The sequence below is a fragment of the Rhizobium sp. P28RR-XV genome (genome assembly GCF_012641385.1).
Taxonomy (GTDB): domain Bacteria; phylum Pseudomonadota; class Alphaproteobacteria; order Rhizobiales; family Rhizobiaceae; genus Rhizobium.
Genome location: NZ_JABAIG010000013.1, coordinates 113,381 through 139,140 on the forward strand (window position 1 = coordinate 113,381; position 25,760 = coordinate 139,140).

Below are 25,760 nucleotides of genomic sequence, written 5' to 3' on the forward strand. Positions count from 1 at the left end.
CCCGTTCGATGGAGCAGGGAGGACCGTCATGGATTGGGAGCAGTTCCGGCAGTGGTCGGAGAAGGCGGCGCATTGGGGCGCGGATTATCGCGCATCGCTTCGCGACAGGCCGGTCCGGGCGAAGATAGCGCCGGGAGAAATCGCCGCCCGCATCGCGGACTCCCCGCCGGTAACAGGCGAAGCCATGGAGGATATCTTCAAGGATTTTGAGGATATCCTCGTCCCCGGCATGACGCATTGGCAGCATCCACGCTTCTTCGCCTATTTTCCCGCCAATGCTGCTCCCGTCTCGGTGATCGCCGAATATCTGGTCAGCGCCATCGCTGCCCAATGCATGCTGTGGCAGACATCGCCCTCGGCGACCGAGCTGGAAACCAAGGTGGTCGACTGGCTGCGCCAGGCCCTTGGCCTCCCCAGCCGCTTCACCGGCGTCATCCAGGATTCCGCCTCGACGGCAACGCTTGCAGCCGTTCTGGTCATGCGGGAAAGGGCGCTCGATTGGCGGGGCAACAGCCAAGGCCTCGCGGCGAACAAGGCGGTGCGAATCTATTCCACCGATCAGGTCCACACCTCGATCGATCGAGCCATCTGGATATCCGGCGTCGGCGCGGAGAACCTTGTCCGCATTCCCTCTGGCGGCCCCAATAGCGCCATGGATACGCAGGCGCTCGCGACCGCGATCGAGCGAGATCGCGCAGCGGGCCTGCTGCCGGCCGGCGTGATCGCCTGTGTCGGCGGCACCAGCATCGGTGCTTGCGACGATATCGCCGCAGTTGTCGAAGTCGCGCACCGTTATGGACTTTATGTGCATGTCGACGCTGCCTGGGCAGGCTCCGCAATGATCTGCCCGGAATTCCGGACGCTATGGCAAGGCGTCGAGAAGGCTGATTCCATCGTCTTCAATCCGCATAAATGGCTTGGCGCTCAGTTCGATTGTTCGGTCCAGTTCATCTGCGAGCCGGAATCCCTGGTGCGCACGCTGGCAATCCATCCGGAATTTCTGCGTACCCACGGCCATGATGGCATTACCAATTATTCCGAATGGTCGGTGCCGCTCGGCCGCCGCTTCCGTGCGCTGAAGCTGTGGTTCCTACTGCGCTATCACGGGCTCGAAGGCTTGCGGACGATGATCCGCAACCATGTCGGCTGGTCCGAGACCCTGGCAAGGCGTCTGGCCGCCGAGCCGGATTTCGAGATCGTCACCCAGCCGTTCCTGTCGCTCTTCTCTTTCGACCACAAAGCGCCCGCCGGCGCTGATCAGGAAAATCATACTCAGCGTCTGATCGCCGCCATCAACAATGATGGGCGCATTTATCTGACGCAGACGCGGGTGGGCGGTCGATTAGTCATTCGCTTTCAGGCCGGACAGTTCGAGACGACGGCGGAAGATGTCGATATGGCCTTCGTCACGATCGTTGAAATCGCACGATCTTTGCCGTCCGCATAGGAAAAGTTGTTGTTCCGCCGCGGGCAGACAAGACGTGTTATGCTCCGAAATCGATTGATGACACTGGTGAATAATTCGTTCATATATGATGTTATCAATTTCGTCTTTGAAAATGCAGGGAAGGAAAATCCATGAAATTGTTGCGTGTTGGCGAAGTCGGCAAGGAAAAGCCGGCGCTTCTGGATAGCGACGGCAAGATCCGCGATCTCTCCGCCCATGTCGCCGATATCGGCGGCGAGGCCATTTCGCCCGCCGGTCTGGCAAAGATTGCAGCCCTCGATCCGAAGAGCCTGCCCGAACTGACGGAAGGCCGCCTTGGCGCCTGCGTTGCCGGCACGGGCAAGTTCATCTGCATCGGCCTAAATTTCTCCGACCATGCTGCCGAAACCGGCGCCACCGTGCCGCCCGAGCCGATCATCTTCATGAAGGCAAGCTCGGCCATTGTCGGCCCGAACGACAACGTGCTGATCCCACGCGGCTCGGAAAAGACCGATTGGGAGGTCGAGCTCGGCGTCGTCATCGGCAAGAAGGCGAAATATGTCAGCGAAGCCGATGCGCTGGAGTATGTCGCCGGTTACTGCGTCTCGCACGACGTATCCGAACGCGCCTTCCAGACCGAGCGCTCGGGGCAATGGACCAAGGGCAAGTCCTGCGACACCTTCGGCCCGATCGGCCCCTGGCTCGTCACCAAGGACGAGATTGCCGATCCGCAGAATCTCGGCATGTGGCTCAAGGTCAACGGCAAGATGATGCAGAACGGTTCGACCAGGACCATGGTCTATGGCGTAGCCTACCTCGTATCCTATCTCAGCCAGTTCATGTCGCTGCACCCGGGCGATGTCATTTCCACCGGCACGCCACCCGGCGTCGGCATGGGCATGAAGCCGCCGCAATATCTCAAGCCGGGCGATGTCGTCGAACTCGGCATGGAAGGCCTGGGCTCCCAGCGGCAGACCTTCCTGGCTGACGCATGACGCGTAAAGCTCGGGAACTTTAACTTTTTGAGATCATTGTTGATGCCGGAGAAGCGATTCTCCGGCGTTTTTTACAGGAAGAATCGGCAGCCGTTATGTTGCTCTGCAGCAAAAGCTGCTAGGTTGGATAGTAAGAGCTTAAAGGATGAGGCGCAGAGGAGCCGCGATCATCCTGCTGCGCAGGGCGACTGGAGAAGCGCCACAGCGAAGATAGCGACACGCAAGGCGCGTGCGTTTTAATGATTTAGGTGATTTGCGTGGTCGCATACCCGCATCACGAAAGGTAAAGCCCCCATGTTTTATCAGTTTTACGAACTCAATCATGCCGCTCTCGCCCCTTTTCGCGCTGCTGCGGACATGATGCGCCTGGCCTATGCCAATCCGCTTAATCCTCTTTCGCACACCGTCTTCGGCCGCACCTTAACGGCCAGCCTCGAGGTTTTCGAGCGCACGACCAGGCGCTACGGCAAGCCGCAATTCGGGCTGCATGAGACGACGATTGAGGACAAGCCGGTCTCGGTGCATGAGAAGATCGTCTGGAAGAAGCCGTTCTGCAATCTCATCCATTTCGAGCGCAGCCTGCCCGCCGGCCATGGGGCGGATCCCCGCATCCTGATCGTCGCGCCGATGTCGGGCCATTATGCCACGCTGCTGCGCGGCACGGTGGAAGCCCTGCTGCCGGGCGCCGATATCTACATCACTGACTGGATCGATGCCCGCATGGTGCCGATGACCGATGGCACTTTCGATCTGGAGGACTATATCGATTACGTCATCGAAATATTGCATCATCTCGGGCCGGATACGCATGTGGTCGCCGTCTGTCAGCCCTCGGTGCCTGTCCTGGCGGCCGCCGCCGTGATGGAAGCGGCGGGCGACCGCCTGGCGCCTTCGTCGATGACGCTGATGGGAGGCCCGATCGACACCCGCATCAACCCGACCGCCGTCAACCAGCTCGCCAAGGAAAAGCCGCTGGAATGGTTTGCCGACAATGTCGTCATGAACGTGCCCTGGCCGCAGCCGGGCTTTATGCGGCCAGTCTATCCCGGCTTCCTGCAGCTTTCCGGCTTCATGTCGATGAACCTCGATCGCCATATGATCGCCCACAAGGACTTTTTCGTCCATCTCGTCAAGAATGACGGCGAGCCGGCTGAGAAGCACCGCGATTTCTATGACGAATATCTGGCCGTCATGGATCTGACGGCGGAATTCTATCTGCAGACCGTCGATCAGGTGTTCATCAAGCATGCGCTGCCCAAGGGCGAACTCATGCATCATGGCGAGCGCGTCGATCCCTCCGCCATCCGCAACATCGCGTTGCTGACCGTCGAAGGCGAGAACGACGATATTTCCGGCGTCGGCCAGACCCATGCGGCGCAGACAATCTGCACCAACATCCCAGAGCACATGCGCATGCACTATCTGCAGCCGGATGTCGGCCATTACGGGGTCTTCAACGGCTCGCGCTTCCGCCGCGAAATCGCGCCGCGCATTCTGGCCTTCACGCGCGAGCATGCCCGCACCGGCAGGCCAATCGTCAAGAGGGTCATCAAGGGCGGAAAATCTGCCTGAGAGCACATAAAATCAAATAGATAGCGCGACCGGACTGCGGATGGGAAGCCAAGCCGCCCCGGCAGCGCAAACTATTAGCTTTTGTTGAATTAATCTGGCGGATTCAAACACTTGTCCGATTCCGCCTGGCGATGCCATTGAAGCCTCACGAAGAGGTTACCATCTCGATTCCAGCGGTACCGCAGAGATGTCGGGCCGTTTACCGCGCCGCGCGTCCTTGGAACGCGCTGAGATGCAGGTAGAGCTTTAAAAACCGCGCAGAAGCCTTTCCATCGATCGCTGTCGGTCGAGGGGCAATGCGCCGTGCGAGGATACCTGACAATGAACCAATCTGCATTGCTTCGCCCGGATTGGACTCCGGCTACTATTGCCCTGATGGTGCTCGGCTTCGTGGTCTTCTGGCCGCTGGGCTTCGCCATGCTCGCCTATATTCTCTTCGGAGAACGTTTGCGGGATTTCAAACGGGACGTGAATGAAAGAACCGACGGCATGTTCGCCGGCTGCGGCCGTCATCGCGGCCGTCACCGCCATTCCTTCTCCACCGGTAACGTCGCCTTCGACGATTGGCGCAAGGCTGAACTCGAGCGCCTCGAAGAGGAGCGCCGCAAGCTCGACGAGATGCGTGCCGAGTTCGACACCTATGCCCGCGAGCTGCGCCGTGCCAAGGACCAGGAAGAGTTCGACCGCTTCATGCGCGAGCGCAACAGCGTCAAGCGCAATGACAATGGCGGCTCGCCGACTGAATTCCAGACGCCGTGACGGAAGTTCCGTCACGAGGTCAAAACCGGCATCGTTCGATGCCGGTTTTTCTTTGGCAGAAACCGCAAAGCAAGTCGCGCAAAAATGCGCAGCGGTTTTGCGATAACGACATGCGTAAATCAAAGACCAAAGCGCACGGAGCGAATCTGAAAGATTGCGACGCGCTTTGGCGAATCATATAAAACTGCCTCATGTTTCCGCTGCTCTCCAGATCCCGCAAACCGCCGGCCAAGCCGCCCGCGCCGGAAACGCGCACCCTCGATGTCGCCGGCCGGCTGATGCCGCTGACGATCCGCCAGCATGAGCGGGCGACGCGCATAACGCTTAGGATCGAGCCCGGCGGGCGATCGCTGAAGATGACCATTCCGCGCGGCCTTGCCGCCCGCGAGGTCAACGCCTTTCTCGACCGGCACCAGGGTTGGCTTCTGACCAAGCTGGCGAGGTTTACTGTCGACAACGGCCTGCGCAGCGGCAGCGAAATCCTCCTGCGTGGCGTGCGTCACCGCATCGAGCATACGGGCAGCCTGCGCGGCCTGACCGAAGCTATCGTCGTCGAGGGCGTTCCGGTGCTGCGCGTCAGCGGAATGCCGGAACATGCCGGCCGCCGCATCGCGACCTTCCTGAAGAAGGAGGCCCGCGCCGATCTGGAAAAACTCGTGGCGGTGCATGCCAAGTCCATCCGCGCCACGGTCACCTCCATCGCCATGAAGGATACCCGCAGCCGCTGGGGTTCCTGTTCCTCTCAGGGAAATCTGAGCTTTTCCTGGCGCATCGTCATGGCGCCGCCGCTGGTCATCGATTACCTCGCCGCCCACGAGGTCGCGCATTTGCGCGAAATGAACCACGGCCCGCGCTTCTGGGCGCTCTGTCGCAAGCTCTGCCCCGACATGGACGAGGCCAAGGCCTGGCTGAAGCGCCATGGCAGCCAGCTGCACGCGATCGATTTCGATTGAGAAGGCTACTTGGGCCGACAGAGACATGTTACCCCGCCTAAGGCCTTTGCCCCTCGCACACGGAACGGTTCATTCAGGTGCGACAATGCGGATGGGACGTGTTCCGATCGGGGCGCCGGTCGCACGATCAATGGTAATGGGGTCGATCTCACTACCAGTTTCAGCGTCAAAGAACCGGGTCACCCCGTCGCTTGAGCGATGCTTTCGCCCCCATGCGCCAATCGCAAACAAGACCGGCAGAAAGTCCTGTCCGGCCGCAGTCAGCACGTATTCATCGCGCGGAGGCCGCTCGGAGTAGCGGCGTTTCTCCAGCAGACCGTCTCCCGTAAGCGCGGCTAGTCGAGCGGTCAGCATCGTCGGCGCGATGCCAAGGCTCTTGCGAAACTCGTCGAAGCGAGTGAGCCCCGCATGGGCGTCTCGCATGATCAGCATGCTCCACGCGTCTCCCACCAGTGCAAGGCTGCGGGCAATCAGGCAAGGCTGGTTTGAAAGATTCTTCATGTCGATATCTTTTTGATAGTGACTTACTACGGATTTGATAGTAACAGAATGTCCATCGATGTTCCATGTCAAAATGAAAGCTGAAACCGATGAGCAAGACAGAACGCGGCGTCGCCCTGGTCACGGGCGCTTCTTCCGGCATTGGGCTGGTGACCGCACTGGCGTTGCAGCGCGATGGATATAGGGTATTTGGAACCAGCCGGAAGCCGATGGTCGCCGCTCCTGCAGGCGTGACAATGCTGGTCTGCGACGTCACTGACGACGAATCCGTGCAGCAAGCAGTTGATGAGATACTGGTCACCGCGGGACGGATCGATCTGCTCGTTAACAATGCCGGGATTGGATTGCTTGGCGGCGCGGAGGAATCCTCCGCGGTGCAGGCGAGGGCTCTTTTCGACGTGAACGTGTTCGGTGTCCTGCGGATGACGAATGCTGCCCTGCCTGTCATGCGACGCCAGCGAAAAGGCAGGATCGTCAATATGAGCTCTATACTTGGGCTGATTCCCGCTCCCTTCAACGCTCTCTATGCATCGACGAAGCATGCGATCGAGGGCTATTCCGAATCCCTCGACCATGAAGTCCGCACGCTGGGCATTCGCGTCGTTCTCGTCGAACCGGGTGTCACCCGAACATCCTTCGAAGAGAACATCACGCGGCCGGATCGGCCGCTCCTTCCGTACGATGCGGCTCGCGCCGACGCTGAGAAGCTGATGCGAGAAATCGTCGAGACAGGGGATGCGCCGGAGGTGGTCGCCGCCATTGTGGTCAAAGCCGCCAACGCCGCTTCACCCAAGAGGCGCTATACTGCAGGCAATGCGGCAAGACAGGTCCGCTTCCTGCGCCGGTTCCTGCCCGAATCATTGGTCGACAAGAGCCTTCGCAAATTTAACAGACTTCCCGCTTGATCTCCGCCACCGTAACCTCAGAAGAAGAAAGCTATGACTCATGAAGGCATTCCTGATCGATCGCTATACAAAAGGCGGCACTCTGCGACTTGGTACAGTACCCGAGCCGGAGTTGCGGGAACATGATGTCCTGGTCCAGATCCATGCCGCCAGCGTGAACATCCTGGATGCCAAGATCAGGAATGGCGAGTTCAAAGTCATCCTGCCCTATAGGCTACCGCTGATCCTCGGCAACGATGTCGCTGGGGTCGTGGTCCGAGTCGGCTCCAGGGTCCGCGGCTTTAAGCCCGGCGACGAAGTGTATGCGCGTCCGGCCCAGGATCGCATCGGCACGTTCGCGGAGTTCATCGCGATGAACGAGGCGGATGTGGCAATGAAGCCGCAGAACCTGACGATGGAAGAGGCAGCGTCTTTGCCTCTCGTTGCATTGACCGCCTGGCAGGTGCTCGTTGAGCGGGCAAATCTGAAGAAAGGGCAAAAGGTACTTATCCACGCTGGCTCCGGCGGCGTGGGGACGGTTGCCATTCAGCTCGCCAAATACCTCGGAGCGCATGTTGCGACGACGACGAGCACTGCCAATGTCGATCTCGTCAAAAGTCTCGGCGCGGATGTGGTCGTCGACTATAAGAAGGACGATTTCGAGAAGGTACTGCAGGGATATGACGTCGTTTTGAACAGCCTTGGCAAGGACACGCTGGAGAAATCGCTTCGCGTCCTGAAGCCCGGTGGAAAGCTCATATCGATTTCCGGTCCGCCGGATGCGGCATTTGCCAGGCAGAATGGTTCCGGATGGTTGCTTCAGCAGCTCATGGGGCTGCTGAGCTCCGGCATTCGTAGAAAATCAAAACGTCACGGCGTCAGCTATTCGTTCCTCTTCATGACCGCGAATGGCGGGCAGCTCGGCAAGATCACCTCGTTGATAGAAGCAGGGGTCATGAGAGCAGTCGTTGATCGGGTCTTCCCGTTCCAGAGCACGAATGAGGCGCTGGCTTATGCTGAGACCGGTCGCGCCAAGGGCAAGGTCGTGATTGCCGTGAAGTGAGCGCGAACTGTTGTTTCAGAAGGCCACCGCGTGGGGCTCAGGCCGAAAAACCGCGCCTGACCGTCGCCTTTAGGCTCGACTCTTTTGAAATTTCATGTCACTCCGCTGCCATGAACCCCGATGTCAAAATTTGTGGTCTGAAGACTCCGGAAGCGGTGGATCGTGCTCTTGAGCGCGGCGCTACCCATATCGGTTTCATCTTCTTTGAAAAAAGCCCGCGCTATATCGAGCCCGATCTGGCCGGCCAGCTGGCGGAGCGCGCGCGCGGCAAGGCGAAGATCGTTGCCGTCACGGTCAATCCCACCAATGACGATCTCGATGAGATCATGGCTCTGGTGAAGCCGGATATGTTGCAGCTTCATGGCAATGAAAGCCCGGAGCGCGTGCTGACCATCAAGGCGGTCCACAATGTTCCGGTCATGAAGGCCATGTCGGTGCGCGAGGCCGATGACCTGAAGCGGGTGGAATCCTATATCGGCATTGCCGACCGTTTCCTGTTCGACGCCAAGCCGCCCGCCGGCTCTGTGCTGCCGGGCGGAAACGGCGTATCCTTCGATTGGAGCCTGATGAGCTGGCTCGACGATCGCGTGGATTACATGCTGTCGGGCGGCGTCAACAAGGACAATGTCGCCGAGGCGCTGGCCTCCACCAAGGCCACCGGCATCGACCTTTCCTCCGCGCTGGAAAGTGCGCCGGGCGTGAAGGATCTCGGCAAGATCGACCAGTTTTTCGACGCTTTTGCAGAAGCATGTCTGCCGGAACCGGCAGCAGGGAGTAGAGAGTGAACCAGACGCCCAAACCCAATTCCTTCCGCTCCGGCCCCGATGAGGACGGTCGTTTCGGCATTTACGGCGGTCGTTTCGTAGCCGAAACGCTCATGCCGCTAATCCTGGATCTGCAGGAGGAATGGAATAGGGCAAAGGACGATCCAGCCTTCCAGGCGGAGTTGAAATCGCTCGGCACGCATTATATCGGCCGTCCGAGCCCGCTCTATTTCGCCGAACGCCTGACGGCCGAGCTTGGCGGCGCCAAGATCTACTTCAAGCGCGAGGAGCTGAACCACACCGGTTCGCACAAGATCAACAATTGCATCGGCCAGATCCTGCTCGCCAAGCGCATGGGCAAGACCCGCATCATCGCTGAAACCGGCGCCGGCCAGCATGGCGTCGCGTCCGCAACCGTTGCCGCCCGCTTCGGCCTGCCCTGCGTCGTCTACATGGGTGCGACCGATGTCGAGCGCCAGGCGCCGAACGTCTTCCGCATGAAGCTGCTGGGCGCCGAGGTCATTCCGGTGACGGCCGGCAGCGGCACGCTGAAGGACGCTATGAACGAAGCCCTTCGCGATTGGGTCACCAATGTCGATGACACCTATTATCTGATCGGCACGGCCGCCGGCCCGCATCCCTATCCGGAAATGGTTCGCGATTTCCAGGCTGTGATCGGCACCGAAGCCCGCGCGCAAATGTTGGAAGCCGAAGGCCGCCTGCCGGATCTCGTTATCGCTGCCGTCGGCGGCGGCTCGAACGCCATCGGCATCTTCCATCCCTTCCTCGATGACGAAAGCGTCAAGATCGTCGGCGTCGAAGCCGGCGGCAAGGGCCTGCAAGGCGATGAGCATTGCGCCTCGATCACCGCCGGTTCGCCCGGCGTGCTGCATGGCAACCGTACCTACCTGCTGCAGGACGGCGACGGCCAGATCAAAGAGGGCCATTCGATTTCGGCCGGTCTCGACTATCCCGGCATCGGTCCGGAACATTCCTGGCTGAACGATATCGGCCGCGCCGAATATGTGCCGATCATGGACCATGAGGCGCTGGAAGCCTTCCAGACGCTGACGCGCCTCGAAGGCATCATTCCGGCGCTCGAGCCGAGCCATGCGCTCGCCGAGGTGATCAAGCGCGCCCCGAAGATGGGCAAGGACGAGATCATCCTGATGAACCTCTCCGGCCGCGGCGACAAGGATATCTTCACCGTCGGCAAGATTCTGGGAATGTGAGTTAGACGCCATGACCGCACGTATGGACAAACGCTTCGCCGCTTTGAAGGCTGAAGGCCGCCCGGCACTCGTCACCTATTTCATGGGTGGCGATCCCGATTACGACACCTCGCTCGGCATCATGAAGGCACTGCCGGAAGCCGGCGCCGACGTCATCGAGCTCGGCATGCCTTTCTCCGATCCGATGGCAGACGGCCCGGCGATCCAGCTCGCCGGCCAGCGTGCCCTGAAGGCCGGCCAGACGCTGAAGAAGACGCTGCAGCTCGCCGCCGATTTCCGTAATGTCGATGCCGATACGCCGATCGTAATGATGGGCTATTACAATCCGATCTATATCTACGGCGTCGAAAACTTCCTCGATGACGCGATTGCCGCCGGCATCGACGGCCTGATCGTCGTCGACCTGCCGCCGGAAATGGATGACGAGCTCTGCATCCCGGCGATCCGCAAGGGCATCAACTTCATCCGCCTCGCGACGCCGACCACCGATGACAAGCGACTGCCGACGGTTTTGAAGAACACGACCGGCTTCGTCTACTACGTCTCGATGAACGGCATCACCGGCTCGGCCCTGCCGGATCCGTCGCTGGTCTCCGGCGCCGTCAAGCGGATCAAGCAGCACACGGACCTGCCGGTTTGCGTCGGCTTCGGCGTCAAGACGGCCGAACATGCCAAGCTGATCGGCGCTTCCGCCGACGGCGTGGTCGTCGGCACCGCGATCGTCAACCAGATCGCCACCAGCCTGACCAAGGACGGCAATGCAACGGCCGATACCATCCAGGCCGTGGCCACCCTGGTGCGCGGCCTGTCGACAGGCACCCGTTCCGCCCGCCTTGTTGCCGCCGAATAGTTTCCCCATATAGGCTTTTCGGCAATCCCCTGCGGATTGATGAAAAGGCCTATGGGCATTTGGTGACGACTGAGCTATCGATTAATTCGGTCGATTAGGAGTTTCGAATTGAACTGGATCACGAACTACGTCCGCCCGCGGATCAATTCCATGCTGGGCCGTCGCGAGGTTCCGGAGAATCTCTGGATCAAGTGCCCGGAAACCGGCGAAATGGTCTTCCACAAGGATCTGGAGGACAACAAGTGGGTCATCCCCGCTTCCGGCTTCCACATGAAAATGCCGGCCAAGGCCCGTCTTGTCGATCTATTCGACAATGGCGAATATGAAGCCCTGCCGCAGCCGAAGGTCGCTCAGGACCCGCTGAAGTTCCGCGACTCGAAAAAATACACCGATCGCCTCAAGGATAGCCGCATCAAGACCGAGCAGGAGGATACGATCCTTTCCGGCCTCGGCAAGGTTCGCGGCTTGAAGCTCGTCGCGATCGTGCATGAATTCAACTTCATCGGCGGTTCGCTCGGCATGGCGGCCGGCGAAGCCATCGTGAAGGCTTTCGAGCGCGCGATCGCCGAAAAATGTCCCGTTGTCATGTTCCCGGCTTCGGGTGGCGCGCGCATGCAGGAGGGCATCCTGTCGCTGATGCAGCTGCCGCGCACGACCGTTGCCGTCGACATGCTGAAGGAATCGGGCCAGCCCTATGTCGTGGTTCTGACCAATCCGACGACCGGCGGCGTCACGGCCTCCTATGCCATGCTCGGCGATATTCATCTCGCCGAACCCGGCGCCGAAATCGGCTTTGCCGGCAAGCGCGTGATCGAGCAGACGCTGCGTGAAAAACTTCCAGAAGGCTTCCAGACATCGGAATACCTGCTGGAGCACGGCATGGTCGACATGGTCGTCAAGCGTCACGACATTCCGGACACCTTGGCAACCCTTTTGAAGATCCTGACCAAGGTGCCCGCCAACGACGTGTCCGCCAAGAGCAAGAACGGTGCTGCGCTGGCGGTGGCGGCGAGCGCCTGACATTATCGATTGCGGACTGGCGGAGGTGCGGGATGACGGCTATGGATCAATCCGCAATGAGCGAGGCAGCACGGGAAATCGAGAAGCTCATGGGATTGCATCCCAAGGGCTTCGACCTCTCTTTGGAGAGAATTACCCGGCTCCTCGACGTCCTCGGCAACCCTCATAAAAAATTGCCGCCGGTGATCCATGTCGCCGGCACCAACGGCAAGGGCTCGGTGACGGCCTTCTGCCGCGCCCTGCTCGAAGCCGGCGGCTATAGCGTGCATGTCCACACCTCGCCGCATCTCGTCAACTGGCACGAGCGTTATCGCATCGGCGTCAAGGGCGGTCGCGGCAAGCTTGTCGACGATGCCGTGTTCGCCGATGTGCTCAGGCGCATCGCCAAGGCCAATGACGGGCAGAAGATCACCGTCTTCGAAATCTTGACGGCCGCGACTTTCCTCCTTTTTGCCGCGCATCCGGCCGATGCCGTCGTCATCGAGGTCGGCCTTGGCGGCCGCTTCGATGCCACCAATGTCATTTCCGATCCCGCCGTCTCGGTCATCATGCCGATTTCGCTCGATCACCAGCCCTATCTCGGCGATCGCGTCGAGCTGATCGCGGCCGAGAAGGCGGGCATTCTCAAGGCCGGCCATCCTGTCGTCATCGGCCATCAGGAATATGACGCCGCGCTCGACGTGCTGATATCGACGGCCGAGCGCCTTCGTTGCCCGACCGCCGTGTTCGGCCAGGATTTTTCCGCCCATGAGGAATATGGCAAGCTGGTCTATCAAGACGAGTTCGGCCTGGCCGACCTGCCGCTGCCGCGCTTGCCGGGCCGCCACCAATATGGCAACGCCGCTGCCGCCATACGGGCGGTAAAGGCCGCCGGTTTCGTCGTCACCGAAGCGATGATGGAAAAGGCGATGACATCGGTGGAGTGGCCGGGACGCCTGCAGCGGCTGACGGAGGGCGAGCTGATGCCGCATGCCCCCGAGCGCGCGGAAATCTGGGTCGATGGCGGCCACAATCCCGGCGCCGGCGAAGTCATCGCGGAGGCCATGGCGAATTTCGAGGAGCGTCGGCCACGGCCTCTGTTCCTGATCATCGGCATGATCAACACCAAGGACCCCGTGGGATACTTCAAGGCCTTCGCCGGCCTTGCGGAGAAGGTCTATTGCGTGCCGATCCGCGGCAGCGATGCGATGATCGACCCGGTTATCCTGGCCAATGCCGCCTATGATGCCGGCCTGATAGCCGAACCGATGTCGAGCGTGGTCGAGGCGCTGGATGCGATCAAGTCTGTGGCTGTGCCGAATGCGCCAGCGCCACGCATTCTGATCGGCGGCTCCCTCTATCTGGTCGGCGATGTCCTTGCCGACAACGGCACGCCGCCGCGTTAATTCCGGGGGGTTACTCACCACCCGCCCTCGTGGTTCGAGACGGCTCTGAGGGCCTCCTCACCATGAGAGCTATACTCTTACCCGGCTCGCAACTCACTCCGTCCTCATCCTGAGCCTGTCGAAGGATCAGGGCGGCCATGGGCAAGCGCAAACACGGCACGATTGCCGAGGTGCGAAGCCTCGAAAAGCGAGGATGGTCACTCTTTGACCAAAAAAAGCCCCGCCGAAGCGGGGCCTTTGTTCTATACGATCGATACCGATCAGGATGCGCTGGAAATCCAGTTCTGCAGGGCCGTCTTGGGAGCGGCGCCGACCTTGATGTCGGCGACTTCGCCGGCCTTGAACATGGCAAGCGTCGGGATCGAGCGAACGCCGAACTGTGCGGCCAGTTCCGGATTTTCGTCGATGTTGAGCTTGGCAACCTTGACCTTGCCTTCGAACTGCACGGCGAGCTCTTCGAGAGCCGGAGCGATCATCTTGCACGGACCACACCACTCGGCCCAGAAATCAACGACGACAGGCTCTGCAGACTGCAGCACTTCGGTGGCGAAGTTGGAGGTATCGACTTTAACGGTAGCCATAGGCTGCTCCTTACCAGAATTTACGAGTTGCTAGATATGTGATGGTGCGGTGCCCGGATGTCAATATTTGGTAGTTCACTTTGTCTCGATCTCTGCAAGCGTCAATGCAAGAGCCCTGTCGGACAGCCTGTAGATTGAGGCGTTTTCGGTGTAGACCAGCATGCAGTCGATGCGCTTTCCCGGATAAAGCGGCGAAAGGATCTCGCGGTAAATCGCAAGCTGTGCCTTATGCGCGAAGGGAATGGTGTTTTCCTCGCCGGGCGGCACGCGATTCGTCTTGTAGTCGAGAATGACGACCCGATCGTCCAGGTCAGCCAGGCGATCGATGCGGCCCGAGACGGCGTAGGACTGATTGGCGAGTTTCAGCGTGCCCATGATCGAGACTTCGGCCTGCGCGTGGGTGCTGAAAGTGCCCTGCAGATCCGGATGCGACAGCAGTGCCATGACGGACTTCACCAGCGCCTCCTGCTCGGCCTGCGGCCAGAAGCGCGCTGCCCGCTGGGCATAGCGCCGGGCAGCATCGGCGCGGTCCTCGGGCGCGATCTCGGGCAATGTCTGTAGCATGCGGTGAATGAAACGGCCCTTTTGCAGGGCGCGGTCGGACCTGGCTTTTTCGCCGAAGAGCGCGGACGTGACGAGCAGATCATCGGCCTCCTCATCGATGACTGTGCCGACGCCGGACGGGCTCAGCGGCCGAGGCAGGCTCTTTTGCGGCGGCAGCGGCCGGCTGAGACTGTCAGGCAGGCCAACGCGTTCCGAGCGCTTTTCATGCTCTCTCGCCGTCTCGAATTCGAGCTGCACCTGGGCAACCCGCCAGCTTAAGCCCTCCCAGTCTCCATCGGGGCCTGAAAAGGTCCTTTGGGTGCAATGCTGCTCATCCTGACGCAAGGCGGCGGAGATCATGGAATGCCAGGTATCGGCATTTTCCCGGATACCGCGGTAGCCGCAGATGATCAGCCGGTCGGCGGCGCGCGTCATGCCGACATAGAGCAGGCGGCGATATTCGTCCTCCGCCAGCGCCTGCAGCCGGGCCGTATCCGCTTGCGTCAGCGAATTGGCAAGCGCCGAGACTGGAACCCACACCGGCAGCGGGATCTCATTCGCACTGGTTTCGATCAGCCGCAGCTTCGGCAGATGCGTATGGGTGAAGGCCTTGCCGCCGCCATCGACGAGGAAGACGATCGGCGCCTCCAGCCCCTTCGAAGCATGCACCGTCATGATCCGCACTTCGTTGCGGCCCTTGTCCTGCTCGCGCTTGACCGTCGGCGCCTCCAGTTCCAGCGTCGAGATGAAGGACTGCAGACCGGGCAGGCCGCTGGTCTCATGATCGAGCGCGAAGGTCAGGAATTCGTCGAGGATATCGCTGACCTCGGTGCCGAGCCGCGCCAGGAACTGCCGTCGGCCGCCAAAGCTGCCAAGCGCGCGGGCATAGAAATCATGCACGGGAAGGCTCTTCGACAAAGCAAGGAAGGTTCGCAGCCGTTCGACCACGTTGACAAAGCGTTCGTGGCCGTCTCCGGCAAATCTTTGCAGGTGGCTCCAGACGCTTTCCTCGTCGTCGCGGTAGGCGGCAACCGCGAAGACATCTTCTTCGCTGAGGTCGAACAACGGGCTCTTTAGCAGCGCGCAGAGCGAGAGATCGTCTTCCGGCAACAGCAGGAAGCGGCCGAGCGCGAGAAGATCCTGGATGGCGATATGGCTGGTCAGGACAAGACGATCGGCGCCGGCGACGGGAATGTTGCCGCGTCGTTTCAGGGCGCGGGTCAGCGCGTTGACGAAGCTGTCACGCTTGCGCACGAGCACGAGAATGTCGCCGGCTTCGATGAAGCGGGCGTTGCCCTTCTCGATGATCTTTTCTCGCCCGACAAGATTGCCGATCGTCTGCGCCATCCGCCGCGCTAGAATGGCGGGAGGTGCACTCTCCGGCGTCGAATCGAAAGGCGCCGTCCAGTCTTCCTCCTTGGTGGCCGGTTCCGGCGCGATCATCTCCCAGAGATCGACGGCGCCGGGATGGCCGATACGGCTGGAGCGATGCACCACTGGTTCGTTGACGGCGCTGAGGCCCTTGGCATTGCCCGGGCTCGTGAAGACGTGGTCGACGGCGCCGAGCACGTCGGCTGTCGAGCGGAAGGAGAGTGGCAGGCGGATCGACGAGAATTGCTGGCCGCTGGCCGCCACACGCCGCCGGGTGCGGTCGCTCTCCTCGGAAAAGCGTTCGGGACGTGCACCCTGGAACGAATAGATCGATTGCTTCTCGTCGCCGACGGCAAAGATCGTGCGCAGCGTCGGTCGGGCGCTGTCGCCGGAGAAGAAATCCTCCGCCAGTGATTGGATGACGCTCCACTGGATCGGGCTGGTATCCTGCGCCTCGTCCACCAGAATGTGGTCGATGCCCTGATCGAGCTTGTAGTGGATCCACGGCCCGACATCCTTCTTGGTCAGAAGATCGGCGGTGCGGGTAATGAGATCCTCGAAATCGAGCTGGCTGCGCCGCTTCTTCAGCTCCTCATAGTCGCGGTTCAGGCGATCGGCGAGAACGAGGGCGGCGTGCGTGGCGCGATACATCCGCATCAGCTTCAGCCGGTCGCGGCAGGCAACGACATGGGCGCGCGCCGCAGCCACGGCATCGGCCAAGGCTGGCGCATCGGCCAGCATCGCCTTGACGAAGAACTGGCTGTCCGATTTCGGTTCGCCCTTGGCAGTCAGGACGGCTTTTTCGAGGATTTCGGCGCGGGCGAGCGGATTTGCCTCGCGCTTGGCAAGGCGCAGCGCATAGGCAACTTCCTGCGCCTTCGCGCCGCCCTTATCGTCCGCGAGCGTGAGATAAAGCTCCAGTGTCGCGCCAGACAGACCGGGAAGCGGCCAATATTGCTCCGCAATGCTCGTTTCCGTCTCGCCGGGGGAAAGGCCGAGCCGGGCAAGCAGCGCGGTTTCAATGCCGCTCTTGCGGCCGGCACTCTCGGTGAAGCGGCGGATCGCATTGCGATTGGCGACAATATCGCCGAGCAGCGTCTCGAGGCCGGATTCGTCGCCGAGGTCGAGTACATAGTCGAAGGCCCGAGCCAATTCGGCATCGCAATGTGGGCTGGTGGATGTTAGCAGCGCGCGTCGCGCGTCGTCGAGCAAGGTCTCCGCCGCACGATCGTCGAGAACGGAGAAGTGACCAGCGACGTTAGCCTCGAGCGGGAACTGATGCAGCAGGGCCTCGCAAAATGCATGGATAGTTTGGATCTTCAGCCCGCCGGGTGTTTCCAGCGCCTTGGCAAACAGCCGGCGTGCCTCGGCAAGCTTGAAGAGATCCGGCTCCCTGCCTTCGATATCGGCAATGCGTGTCTTCAGCTCCTCGTCCGGCATGGTCGCCCAGGCGGCCAACCGGTCGAAGACGCGGTTCGACATTTCGGAGGCCGCAGCCTTGGTATAGGTGAGGCAGAGGATGGCCGAGGGGCGCGCGCCAGCCAGAAGCAGGCGAATGACGCGCTGCGTCAGCACGTGCGTCTTGCCGGAGCCGGCATTGGCCGAGACCCAGGCCGAGCGCTCGGGGTCGGAGGCGATGGATTGCTGGATCGTCGTCCAGCTGATCCAGACGCCGGGATCGTCGCTTTCGGGTAGGGTGGCGATAGCGTCGGCGGGAAAATCACTCATCGCCGCCGCCTTCCTGCTCGGTCTCGGCTGTCGACCATTCCGAGACGCGGGCGAGGTGATCGTAATCCCCGCCATACTCGAACTGCTGCGCCGGAATCAGCCGTGAGGAAAAACCCTTCTCGCCGGATTGCAGGAGCGAGACGAACTTCACCAGCTGGTCCATCGACTCTTGCGCCAGATCCATAGCCGACTTCGTTTCCGTCTTGCCGCCGCGGCTGGAATGCTCGTTGTTGACCTGATCGACCTTGAAGCGGTCACCGGGCCGCAAGCGGACATAGAGCAGGTTTTCAGGGATCAGCGCGCCGATATTGCGGAAGGCACCGGCCTTCAGCGCATAGGCTTCCAGCGCCAGCTGCGGATCGAGCAGCGCGCGGGCCTGTAACGGAGAGGGATTATAGCCGGTCTTGTAGTCGATAAGGTCGGCGCCAGTGTCACTCTTGATGTCGATGCGGTCGGCAACGCCGGTGAGGCGAATGCCGATCGGTTCGATCTCGACGCTGGCCGGCACTTCCGTCGCCGTCTTGCGCAGTTCTGGCCGCCGCTCCGCTTCCCAGGCAAGGAAAGCTCGCGCCACTTCGCGAAAACGCGGCCGCCAGACACTATCAATATGAACGGGCAATCGTTCGGCATCAAAGAGGTCGGCAATAATGCCATCCATCGCCAGCGCCGCCTCCCGCGTGCCGGCCACATGTCCTTCGCGGACGAAACGGTCGATGATCTTGTGGTAGAGTGTGCCACGTTCGGCCGGGCCGGGATCGCGGTTGAACGGGTCGACCGGATCGAGCCGCAGCACGCGCCGGGCATAAATCGAATAGGGATCGCGCCGCAGCCGCCCCACTTCGCTGAAGGAATAGCTCTTTGGCTGCAGTTCCATGGGCGGTTTCGGTGCCGGGCGTAACGCCGGGGCCTGATTTTCGCCCTCATCGATCATCCCAGCCCAATGACGATACTGATCGCCGCGGGCCTTCATGTCCTCTTCCAGCTCCTTGCCGCCGAGCGCGATCAGCCGCTGCAGCCAGCGCGACGCAACCGTCGGCGTCGAGCCCTGACGCAGGGCGCGCGAATAGATCAGGTCGCGGGTGCCGTTCGCCATTTCGAAATCGTGAGCCAGCTGGCCGATGCGGCGCTCTGGCGGCTCCAGGCCGATCTCCGTCTTCATGCCGCGTGAAATGAAGGGGTTGTTCGCGATCTGCCCCGGCCACGAGCCTTCATTCAACCCACCGAGGATCAGCGTATCGACGCTCTGCAGGCGCGCCTCCAGCGTGCCGAAGATGAAGAGGCGCGGGTGGCTGAGCGCACGCGGCTTCACCGCCTGGCCCACGCAGAGTGCCGTCATGATGTCGATCCATTGCACTCCGTTGGCTTCGAGCTGACCATCCGTTTCGATGACATCCCGGAACAGGCTGGCAAGCGTGTCCCCGGCTTCGCCGGACCAGAGGTTCGCCAGGCTGCCGCGTTCGTCGACGGTTGCGGCTTCCAGAGCCCGGCCCGTACGCTCGGCCCAATCCGAAAGGGTCGGCAGACCCTCCGACGTGGGCAGGGAAAGTGCCGATACCAGTGGTTCGCATGCCGCGGTCACCCGCTGTGCCAGCGTACGCGCATGCCCGATGGCCTTAGGCGGCAGCGATTTGCGCCATTGTGGCGCATGGCGGTCATTGGCCTGTCCCGCCACGCGGTCGTCGAGCAGGGCTTCCAGCCTGCCGATATCGACATGGGCGACGCCGCCCCTGAGCGCCAGGATCTCCAGCGCATCGACGCCGGGCTGATGTGTTTGCGCCGGCAGGCCGAACAGGGCGAGGGGATGTTTCAGCAGCGCAACGACGGCAACGGGATCGCCGGGACGAAGGGACGCTTCCAGCAGCAATTGCAGCAACGTGCCTTGCGGCGTAGCGGTAAGCGGCGTGCCGGCCGAATCGTCGGCGGTGATGCCGAAGCGGGCAAGCTCGGCCGTGACTCGCCTTGCAAGATTGCGGTCGGGCGTGATCAAGGCCGCCTGGCTTTCGCCGCCGTTGCGGCCCGGCTTTTCCAGCGCCAGCCGCAGGGCGATGGCGATCGCGGTTGCCTCCTCGCGCTCATTGGCGGCTTCGATCAGCGCAACGTCGGCGAATGCGGCCGGGATCGCATCGGGAGCGAGTGTCTTACGCCAGCTTCCCCAGCCACTTGTAGCCTTGGCCGGCGCCAGCGCGCGCGACAGGATCTGCGCCCGCATCTGCATGGTATCGGCTGCGTCCGCAATGGGTTCGACATCGCGCCGCGTGATGCGCAGCCTCTTCAAGAGCAGCGAAAGACCATATTGCGGATGGCTGCGCGTAGCCGGATCGGCTCTTTCGCCGATGGAGGTTTCCGGCGCCACGAGCTGCCAATCCTCTTCCGGCATCGCAAGATCGAGGCCGGGCAGCACGATCACGCCTTGCGGCAAGGATGCAACTGCCGCGATCAGCTCCGCCGTCGCCGGCACCGAGCCGGTCGAGCCTGCAACGATGACTGGCCCGGGATGCCGCATGGTGGCGATGCGCTGCGCCTCGGCGCGCAGGATGGCATTGCGGTTGCGGGCTGGCGACGATTTGCCGAGTTCCTCGAGACGTGCCGGCCAGAATGCGCTGGCAATCGCCAGGAATTCGGCCGTCAGCTGCCACCAGAGCGCATGATCCTCTGCGCTGAGAGTGGCAAGCTCGCTCCACTCGCGGTCCTCTGTCTCAAGCGAATCGATGAGTTCGGCAAGATTGCGGGCGAGCCATATGGCATCCGCCGGGCTTGCCGGCGCCACCAGCGGCGAGTCGGAGTGGATGTCGCGTACGATCTGCGGCAGCTTGTTGCGCCAGGCAAGGATCAGCCGCGCCAGTTCCAGCAGCCGGGCGGTATTGGCAAGCGGCTGCGCAAGATCGGCCGTTTCCGGCAGGGTTTCCTCGAAATAGCCGCTGTCGTCATCGGTTTCGCCGAGCGGACGGATGACGGGCAGGATCGCGGAGCGGCCGCCGAGCAGATCGACGAATTCCGAGCGCAGCACGCGCGCCGCACGCCGCGTCGGCAGGAAAATGCTGACCTTAGCAAGCGACAGCGGGTCGCCCGGATCATGGCGGAAATGTTCGGTCAGCCGTCCATCGCAAAGAGCTGTCGCAAGGGTTTTCAGGAAGGGCAGGCCCGCCGGAATCGTCAGGATGCGCTGCCGGTGCCCGCCCGTCATAGGCTCACGCAAACGCCCGGAAGGTCCGGATCGCTTCCTCCGCCTCGCCGATCGCCTCCGGTGTGCCGACTGTCAACCAATGACCATCCATCATAGTTCCATAGAGCCGGCCGCGCTCGATGGCCTTGTCGAAGTAGATATTGACATTAAAGGCATCGTCAGGCGCGTCATCGAGGAAGGATGGGTTCATCGCGATTGCGCCGGCATAGACGACACCGTTATATTGGTTGTCGCGATATCGTGTGAGCCGGCCATCGTCAGCCATGTTGAAGTCATGCTTGCCATTATGGCCTGTGGTCCGTTCCAGTTCGACGCAGAGCATTGCCATGTCCATGCGCTGCTCGTTGTAGAATCCGGCTAACTTTTCGAGATTGGTCAGGCGGCCGGGCTTCTCACCGATCCAGAACAGATCAGCATTCATGACGAACACCGGGTCGCGGCTCAAAAGTTTTAAGCCCTTGACGAGACCGCCGCCATTGTTCATCAGCGCGTCCCGCTCGTCGGAAATCAGGATTTCAAGGCCGCGATAGCTGCGCAGATGCGCCTCCATCTGGTCGGCATGGTGATGGACGTTGACGACAGCCCGCTCGACGCCGGCTTCTGCCAGCGCATCCAGCGCGTAATCGATCATTGCCTTGCCGGCGATCTTCACCAGCGGCTTCGGGATGATGTCGGTGATCGGCCGCATGCGGGTTCCGAGCCCCGCGGCCAATACCATGGCTTGCTTGATGGTCATTTCGTCTCGAACCTTCGATTCGCTGTCTGCTTTCCTTTAGCATAAGGCCGGAAAGCCGTCGCCGGTCTCTGGCTGTTATGGTAGGCCGATCCCAGCTTTCTGGCACCATTCGCGCAAGGGGGCGAGCGCTTCATGCTCGAAGGCGATGGCGAGATAGGCGAGTGTGCGCGGCATATGCTTCAGATATCCGGGCTTGCCGTCACGCTGCAGCAGCCGCACCCAGAGGCCGGCAAGCTTGCAATTGCGTTGCGCCGACATGATTGCCCAGCTCCTCAGGAATTTCGCCTCGTCGAAACCGCCTTGAGCGTGCCGGAGCGCGAGATAGTCTGCCATCAGCCGGTCATGCAGATCGCGCTCGATCGTCACCCGTGCATCCTGCACTAGCGAGGCGACATCATAGGAGGTCGGCCCGATCATCGCATCCTGGAAATCGATGAGACCGATGCGTTGGATGCCCTTTTCCGTCCCTCGCCAGATGATATTCGGCGAATGCATGTCGCGCAGCAGCAGGTTCTTTTCTGCGTCTTCGAGCTGGTCGATCAGCTTGTCCCAGATCGCCAGATAGTCGGCGCGTTCCTCGTCGCTTGCCGGCGTGCCACGCTTCCAGGGTAGATGCCAGTCGAGCAGCAGCCGCGCTTCCATCTTCATCGCGGTCCGGTCGAAATCCGGAATGTGATGGATGTGATCCGGCGTGACCGGGATGTCGCGAGGAATGGAAAGGCTGTGCAGATGTGCAAGGCAGGCGACGCTAGCCCGATAACGCTCGGCAATCGGCTTTCCTTCGGCGTCAAGCACGCCGTCGGTGCCGAGATCCTCGATCAGCAGAATGCCCTGGTCGTAATCGGCGGCAAAGATTTCCGGGGCGGCAAAGCCATTCTCCCTGAGGACATTGGCAATCGCTACGAAGGGATAGGCATCCCAGGCAAGATGCGCGACCTTGGGATAGGGTTTGCCGTCGAGCACGGGCGGGCCTTCCGGCAGGCGCGGCCAATCCATCAGGATCACGCGGCTGCCGCCATCGCTCGGATAAATGGATTCGTAAGCCCGCAGCGAGGCATCGCCCGTGAGGAAGCGCCTGCCGGCACCGCGATAGCCATGCGAACCGAGAAAGGCGCGTATGGCTAACACGCGCTCGATGCGCGCCATCTGCTTTGCCGGTGCCGTGATCACGGCGCGCCGTCCTTCGCCCTCATGCGTGAGCCTGAGGTTCACACGCTCCTTCGGCAGCTCGCCCTCGGCCATTTCGGGCCATTCGACCAGACAGATGCCGGTCTGCAGGGCTTCGTCAAAGCCGAGCTCCGTCAATTCGCTGGGGTCGCCGAGGCGATAGAGATCGAAATGCGAGACCGGGATGCGCAGCTCGTAGGATTGCACGAGCGTGAAGGTCGGGCTTGGCACGTCCATTTCGGCATCGTCAGCCATGGCGCGCAGCAACGCGCGTGCGAGCGAGGATTTGCCCGCGCCGAGATCGCCTGATAGTGCCAGGCAGTCACCGACTTTCAACGCCAGCGCCAGATCCTCGCCAAGCTGAGCCGTGGCCGTGTCATCCGCGAGGAAAAGGGAAATGCTGCTGCCGGAGGCGGTCATTCTGCTGCGACGGAATGGGGCAATTCGGCCGAAGGAATCCGGCAGGTCACCATCGTCCCCTTGCCCGGCTGGCTTGCGATGGAAACCTCGCCTTCATGCAGGCTGACGAAGCTTTCGACGATGGAAAGGCCGAGGCCCGCGCCGCTGCGTTTGCCGCCCTTGCCGCCGGAGGCGAAGCGGTTGAAGACCGTGTGGATCAGTTCTTCCGATATGCCGGGACCCTTGTCGGAGACCGAGAAGACGAAATCCGTGCCTTCGCGCCCGCATTTCAGCGAGATCGTCGATCCCTCGGGTGCGAAATTGGCGGCATTGGTCAGAAGCTTCAGCAAAATCTGCTTCAGCCGCTGCTGATCGGCGACGATAGAGCCGAGATGCGCCGGCACGGTGATTTCTAGCGTCACGCCGCTTTCCTGCAGCCGGTCGGCGATCTGCATCGACACTTCGTCGAGCAGGTCAGAGAGTACGATCTCGGAATAGTTCAGCCGCATGATGCCGGCATCGACTGTCGCCAGATCGAGAATGTCGTTGACCAGTGTTAGAAGCACGGAGGAGGAGGTCGAGATATGGTCGATATATTCGGCCTGCCGATCGTTCAGCGAACCGATGCCCGGCGTCTTCAGGAGGTCGGTAAAGCCGATGATGTTGGTAAGCGGCGAGCGCAGCTCGTAGGAGACATGCTGGACGAAATCGTTCTTCAGCTCATCCGCCTTTAGCAGCGCCTCGTTTTTCTCGGTCAACGCCCGTTCGGCGCGCACGCTATCCGTCTTGTTGACGAAGGTCAGCATGGTCTGCGCATTCGGTAGCGGAATGACGGCGTAGTCGAGCACCAGATTGGAAAAGAGCTCCAGCGTCCCCTGTGAGGACGGGCGCTCGTCGTCGAAGCTGGTGATCTGCTCGGCAAAGCGCTTCCAGCCGTCGGGCCGGTCATAGGAGGGAGCGCAGGCTTCGGCCAGAGCCTGGATATGCGTTCCGGGCTTGGCCTGCGCCTCGGTGATGTTCCAGAGAATGCGGAAGGCCGGGTTGGAAAGGCGGATGCGGCCATCAGGCCCGAAAACGGCAACGCCTTCGGACAGATGGTCGATGGTTTCGCCTTGGACCTTGACCAGCGTGTTGTAGCGCGTTTCGAGATCGACCTGCTCGGTCAGGTTCTCGAATACCCAGGTGGCGCCACCCTGCGGATGCGCCGTGGCAAAAACCCGAAGGATCTGGCCATTGGGCAGATGCCAAAGGTCGGCCTGCGTATCGAGTGCGCGATAGACCGAAAGGACATCGTCCTTCCATGTCTTCCAGTTCAGCTGTTCGGGCAGCTTCTTGGCGCTGCGCAGCCTTTCCAGAAGCTCGCTGTTGTCGGGTCGCTTTTCCAGGAACGCGATGTCGAGTTCCCAGAGCTGGACGAAAGCCTGATTGTAGAATTGCAGCCGCCGCTCGCCGTCGAAGATTGCAACCGGCGTTGCCAGATGATCGAGCGTTTCGGCGTGGCTCTTCAGCGTGCGTGCGAGCTCGGCGCGAACCGATTCCGCCTCGGACACGTTGATGGCGATACCGGCCGATCCATTCGGAGCCCTGACGTCGACGACGTCGAAGAAGGTGCGGTTGCCATGCACGACGGTCGAAATCTTGTCATGGAAGGGCGATTCCGGCGTGGCCGCCGCACGAATGCGCTCGCGTGCCACCGTCGTCAGGAATTCGCGTCCCTCACGGAGGGCCTCTTCTGCGGAAACCGCTTCCACCGCCTCGCTATAGGCCTGGTTGACCCAGGTCAGCGTGCCTTCGGTATCACGTTGCCACACGGGCAGGTCGATGGCATCGAGCAGGTGCTGGAAAGTGGAGATCGAGGTCATCAGCCGTTCACGCTCGATCTTCAGCTCGGCGAGTTCCGCGCGCAGATTGTTGAGCGCGATGAAACGGACGAAGGCCCGCCCGCCGGAAATGCGACCCTGTGCCTCCAGGATTTCGTCGCGGTTGGTTTCGACCACCATGTCAAAACTCTGGCCGCTGCTGCGCAGCTTGTCGATCGCCTTGTCGAGTTCGCCGGCCGACCATGATTTCAGCCAGCGTCCGAAGGCGAGGAATTCATTGTCCTGCGGCGCGCCGGTCTCGACCGGAAGCTGGCCGAGCAGCTCGGGCCGTGAATTCTGGCCGTCCCAGATGACGATGCGGCGGTTCTTGTCGGCAATCAGCGCCTGATATTGCGAAATGCGCTGGTTGGCATCGGAAAGAGCCGTGCGGATCTCGCGGCTTTCGCTTTCCATATTGCCGCGCTGCCGCACCATCCACATGGTCGACAGAAGTGCCGCGGAAATCACGCCGATGATGATGGAGAAAACGGCCATTTCCGACGAAGTGAAGAGGCGCATGCTCGCCTGAGCGGCGGTGTTGCCCTGCGCGAGGACCGGGCCTGCCAGACCGGTCAGGAGTCCGGCGAAAACGCTGAGCCGCAGCAGGCGGCTCAAAGAAGCGAGCCGACCCCTGCCGGGCTTTGCCCGTGCTGGGTACCAATATGCGCCGCCCTGCTGCAACCGCGCCGCCGCTTGGCGTAGCACTAGCTGATGCAGGTTGTCTTCCCCTTCAGTCATAAGAGGTCTGTCTCCGTCCTATAATGTGCCGCATCCTGACAAGACATCCC

General features: G+C 61.4%; 19 protein-coding genes. 12 read left to right on the plus strand and 7 right to left on the minus strand.

Going from position 1 to position 25,760, the window contains the following annotated elements; genetic code table 11:
• Positions 1 to 28: 28 nt before the first annotated feature.
• From HGP12_RS26090 to HGP12_RS26110, 5 genes are all read left to right on the plus strand, one after another.
• A complete protein-coding gene (locus HGP12_RS26090) occupies positions 29 to 1,447 on the plus strand; it encodes a pyridoxal-dependent decarboxylase (RefSeq protein WP_168841893.1) in 1,419 nt (472 codons plus the stop codon).
• Positions 1,448 to 1,578: 131 nt separating this feature from the next.
• The gene (locus HGP12_RS26095; protein ID WP_168841892.1) at positions 1,579 to 2,421 is read left to right on the plus strand and encodes a fumarylacetoacetate hydrolase family protein; all 843 of its coding nucleotides are present in this window, start codon (positions 1,579 to 1,581) and stop codon (positions 2,419 to 2,421) included.
• Between the two features lie 294 nt (positions 2,422 to 2,715).
• Complete coding sequence (locus tag HGP12_RS26100) at positions 2,716 to 3,993, plus strand: polyhydroxyalkanoate depolymerase (RefSeq protein ID WP_168841891.1); 1,278 nt, start codon at positions 2,716 to 2,718, stop codon at positions 3,991 to 3,993.
• Between the two features lie 321 nt (positions 3,994 to 4,314).
• Positions 4,315 to 4,752 (plus strand): DUF2852 domain-containing protein, encoded by a 438-nt coding sequence (locus tag HGP12_RS26105; protein WP_168841890.1) that lies wholly within the window; start codon positions 4,315 to 4,317, stop codon positions 4,750 to 4,752.
• Between the two features lie 191 nt (positions 4,753 to 4,943).
• Positions 4,944 to 5,705 (plus strand): M48 family metallopeptidase, encoded by a 762-nt coding sequence (locus tag HGP12_RS26110; RefSeq protein ID WP_168841889.1) that lies wholly within the window; start codon positions 4,944 to 4,946, stop codon positions 5,703 to 5,705.
• Positions 5,706 to 5,774: 69 nt separating this feature from the next.
• Here the strand turns inward: HGP12_RS26110 and HGP12_RS26115 are convergent, their stop codons facing one another.
• Positions 5,775 to 6,206 (minus strand): helix-turn-helix domain-containing protein, encoded by a 432-nt coding sequence (locus HGP12_RS26115; protein WP_168841888.1) that lies wholly within the window; start codon positions 6,204 to 6,206, stop codon positions 5,775 to 5,777.
• 89 nt (positions 6,207 to 6,295) lie between these two features.
• Here HGP12_RS26115 and HGP12_RS26120 point away from each other — a divergent pair, with 89 nt between their 5' ends.
• From HGP12_RS26120 to HGP12_RS26150, 7 genes are all read left to right on the plus strand, one after another.
• Complete coding sequence (locus HGP12_RS26120; RefSeq protein WP_168841887.1) at positions 6,296 to 7,111, plus strand: oxidoreductase; 816 nt, start codon at positions 6,296 to 6,298, stop codon at positions 7,109 to 7,111.
• 40 nt (positions 7,112 to 7,151) lie between these two features.
• Positions 7,152 to 8,153: an NADP-dependent oxidoreductase gene (locus tag HGP12_RS26125; RefSeq protein ID WP_168841886.1), complete on the plus strand. Its 1,002-nt coding sequence runs from the start codon at positions 7,152 to 7,154 to the stop codon at positions 8,151 to 8,153.
• A 110-nt stretch (positions 8,154 to 8,263) separates the two neighbouring features.
• Entirely contained in the window at positions 8,264 to 8,938 is a 675-nt protein-coding gene (locus tag HGP12_RS26130; RefSeq protein ID WP_168841885.1) for a phosphoribosylanthranilate isomerase, read from the plus strand.
• Entirely contained in the window at positions 8,935 to 10,149 is a 1,215-nt protein-coding gene (gene trpB / locus HGP12_RS26135) for a tryptophan synthase subunit beta (protein WP_168841884.1), read from the plus strand. Before HGP12_RS26130 ends, trpB begins: the two co-directional genes overlap by 4 nt.
• A 10-nt stretch (positions 10,150 to 10,159) precedes the next feature.
• The gene (gene trpA / locus HGP12_RS26140) at positions 10,160 to 10,999 is read left to right on the plus strand and encodes a tryptophan synthase subunit alpha (RefSeq protein WP_168841883.1); all 840 of its coding nucleotides are present in this window, start codon (positions 10,160 to 10,162) and stop codon (positions 10,997 to 10,999) included.
• Between the two features lie 108 nt (positions 11,000 to 11,107).
• The gene (gene accD, locus HGP12_RS26145) at positions 11,108 to 12,019 is read left to right on the plus strand and encodes an acetyl-CoA carboxylase, carboxyltransferase subunit beta (protein WP_168841882.1); all 912 of its coding nucleotides are present in this window, start codon (positions 11,108 to 11,110) and stop codon (positions 12,017 to 12,019) included.
• Between the two features lie 56 nt (positions 12,020 to 12,075).
• A complete protein-coding gene (locus HGP12_RS26150) occupies positions 12,076 to 13,404 on the plus strand; it encodes a bifunctional folylpolyglutamate synthase/dihydrofolate synthase (protein WP_205926648.1) in 1,329 nt (442 codons plus the stop codon).
• A 260-nt stretch (positions 13,405 to 13,664) separates the two neighbouring features.
• On the opposite strand, the gene trxA is transcribed toward HGP12_RS26150, so the two are convergent.
• The 6 genes from trxA to HGP12_RS26180 all read right to left on the minus strand — a co-directional run bounded on the left by trxA (position 13,665) and on the right by HGP12_RS26180 (position 25,710).
• Positions 13,665 to 13,985 carry a thioredoxin gene (gene trxA / locus HGP12_RS26155; RefSeq protein ID WP_004127513.1) on the minus strand — a complete coding sequence of 107 codons (321 nt, stop codon included), beginning with the start codon at positions 13,983 to 13,985 and terminating at the stop codon, positions 13,665 to 13,667.
• Positions 13,986 to 14,060: 75 nt separating this feature from the next.
• Positions 14,061 to 17,627: a double-strand break repair helicase AddA gene (addA, locus tag HGP12_RS26160; RefSeq protein WP_168841881.1), complete on the minus strand. Its 3,567-nt coding sequence runs from the start codon at positions 17,625 to 17,627 to the stop codon at positions 14,061 to 14,063.
• Positions 17,620 to 20,811 carry a double-strand break repair protein AddB gene (addB, locus tag HGP12_RS26165; RefSeq protein WP_168841880.1) on the minus strand — a complete coding sequence of 1,064 codons (3,192 nt, stop codon included), beginning with the start codon at positions 20,809 to 20,811 and terminating at the stop codon, positions 17,620 to 17,622. Before addB ends, addA begins: the two co-directional genes overlap by 8 nt.
• Before the next feature lie 4 nt (positions 20,812 to 20,815).
• Positions 20,816 to 21,547 (minus strand): nucleotidyltransferase family protein, encoded by a 732-nt coding sequence (locus tag HGP12_RS26170; RefSeq protein WP_168841879.1) that lies wholly within the window; start codon positions 21,545 to 21,547, stop codon positions 20,816 to 20,818.
• Between the two features lie 75 nt (positions 21,548 to 21,622).
• Positions 21,623 to 23,134, minus strand: a complete 1,512-nt coding sequence (gene tsaE / locus HGP12_RS26175; protein ID WP_168841878.1) for a tRNA (adenosine(37)-N6)-threonylcarbamoyltransferase complex ATPase subunit type 1 TsaE — start codon at positions 23,132 to 23,134, stop codon at positions 21,623 to 21,625.
• On the minus strand, positions 23,131 to 25,710 hold the full coding sequence (locus HGP12_RS26180) for a PAS domain-containing sensor histidine kinase (RefSeq protein WP_168841877.1): 2,580 nt from the start codon (positions 25,708 to 25,710) through the stop codon (positions 23,131 to 23,133). The genes tsaE and HGP12_RS26180 overlap by 4 nt, the downstream gene beginning before the upstream one ends.
• Positions 25,711 to 25,760: the final 50 nt, after the last annotated feature.

What these genes read in the sequence shown, in the direction of transcription:
- HGP12_RS26090 (WP_168841893.1), top strand. Translation starts at nt 29, where the DNA reads ATGGATTGGGAGCAGTTCCGGCAGTGGTCGGAGAAGGCGGCGCATTGG.
- HGP12_RS26095 (WP_168841892.1), top strand. Translation starts at nt 1,579, where the DNA reads ATGAAATTGTTGCGTGTTGGCGAAGTCGGCAAGGAAAAGCCGGCGCTT.
- HGP12_RS26100 (WP_168841891.1), top strand. Translation starts at nt 2,716, where the DNA reads ATGTTTTATCAGTTTTACGAACTCAATCATGCCGCTCTCGCCCCTTTT.
- HGP12_RS26105 (WP_168841890.1), top strand. Translation starts at nt 4,315, where the DNA reads ATGAACCAATCTGCATTGCTTCGCCCGGATTGGACTCCGGCTACTATT.
- HGP12_RS26110 (WP_168841889.1), top strand. Translation starts at nt 4,944, where the DNA reads ATGTTTCCGCTGCTCTCCAGATCCCGCAAACCGCCGGCCAAGCCGCCC.
- HGP12_RS26115 (WP_168841888.1), bottom strand. Translation starts at nt 6,206, where the DNA reads ATGAAGAATCTTTCAAACCAGCCTTGCCTGATTGCCCGCAGCCTTGCA.
- HGP12_RS26120 (WP_168841887.1), top strand. Translation starts at nt 6,296, where the DNA reads ATGAGCAAGACAGAACGCGGCGTCGCCCTGGTCACGGGCGCTTCTTCC.
- HGP12_RS26125 (WP_168841886.1), top strand. Translation starts at nt 7,152, where the DNA reads ATGAAGGCATTCCTGATCGATCGCTATACAAAAGGCGGCACTCTGCGA.
- HGP12_RS26130 (WP_168841885.1), top strand. Translation starts at nt 8,264, where the DNA reads ATGAACCCCGATGTCAAAATTTGTGGTCTGAAGACTCCGGAAGCGGTG.
- trpA (WP_168841883.1), top strand. Translation starts at nt 10,160, where the DNA reads ATGACCGCACGTATGGACAAACGCTTCGCCGCTTTGAAGGCTGAAGGC.
- HGP12_RS26150 (WP_205926648.1), top strand. Translation starts at nt 12,076, where the DNA reads ATGAGCGAGGCAGCACGGGAAATCGAGAAGCTCATGGGATTGCATCCC.
- trxA (WP_004127513.1), bottom strand. Translation starts at nt 13,985, where the DNA reads ATGGCTACCGTTAAAGTCGATACCTCCAACTTCGCCACCGAAGTGCTG.
- addA (WP_168841881.1), bottom strand. Translation starts at nt 17,627, where the DNA reads ATGAGTGATTTTCCCGCCGACGCTATCGCCACCCTACCCGAAAGCGAC.
- addB (WP_168841880.1), bottom strand. Translation starts at nt 20,811, where the DNA reads ATGACGGGCGGGCACCGGCAGCGCATCCTGACGATTCCGGCGGGCCTG.
- HGP12_RS26170 (WP_168841879.1), bottom strand. Translation starts at nt 21,547, where the DNA reads ATGACCATCAAGCAAGCCATGGTATTGGCCGCGGGGCTCGGAACCCGC.
- tsaE (WP_168841878.1), bottom strand. Translation starts at nt 23,134, where the DNA reads ATGACCGCCTCCGGCAGCAGCATTTCCCTTTTCCTCGCGGATGACACG.
- HGP12_RS26180 (WP_168841877.1), bottom strand. Translation starts at nt 25,710, where the DNA reads ATGACTGAAGGGGAAGACAACCTGCATCAGCTAGTGCTACGCCAAGCG.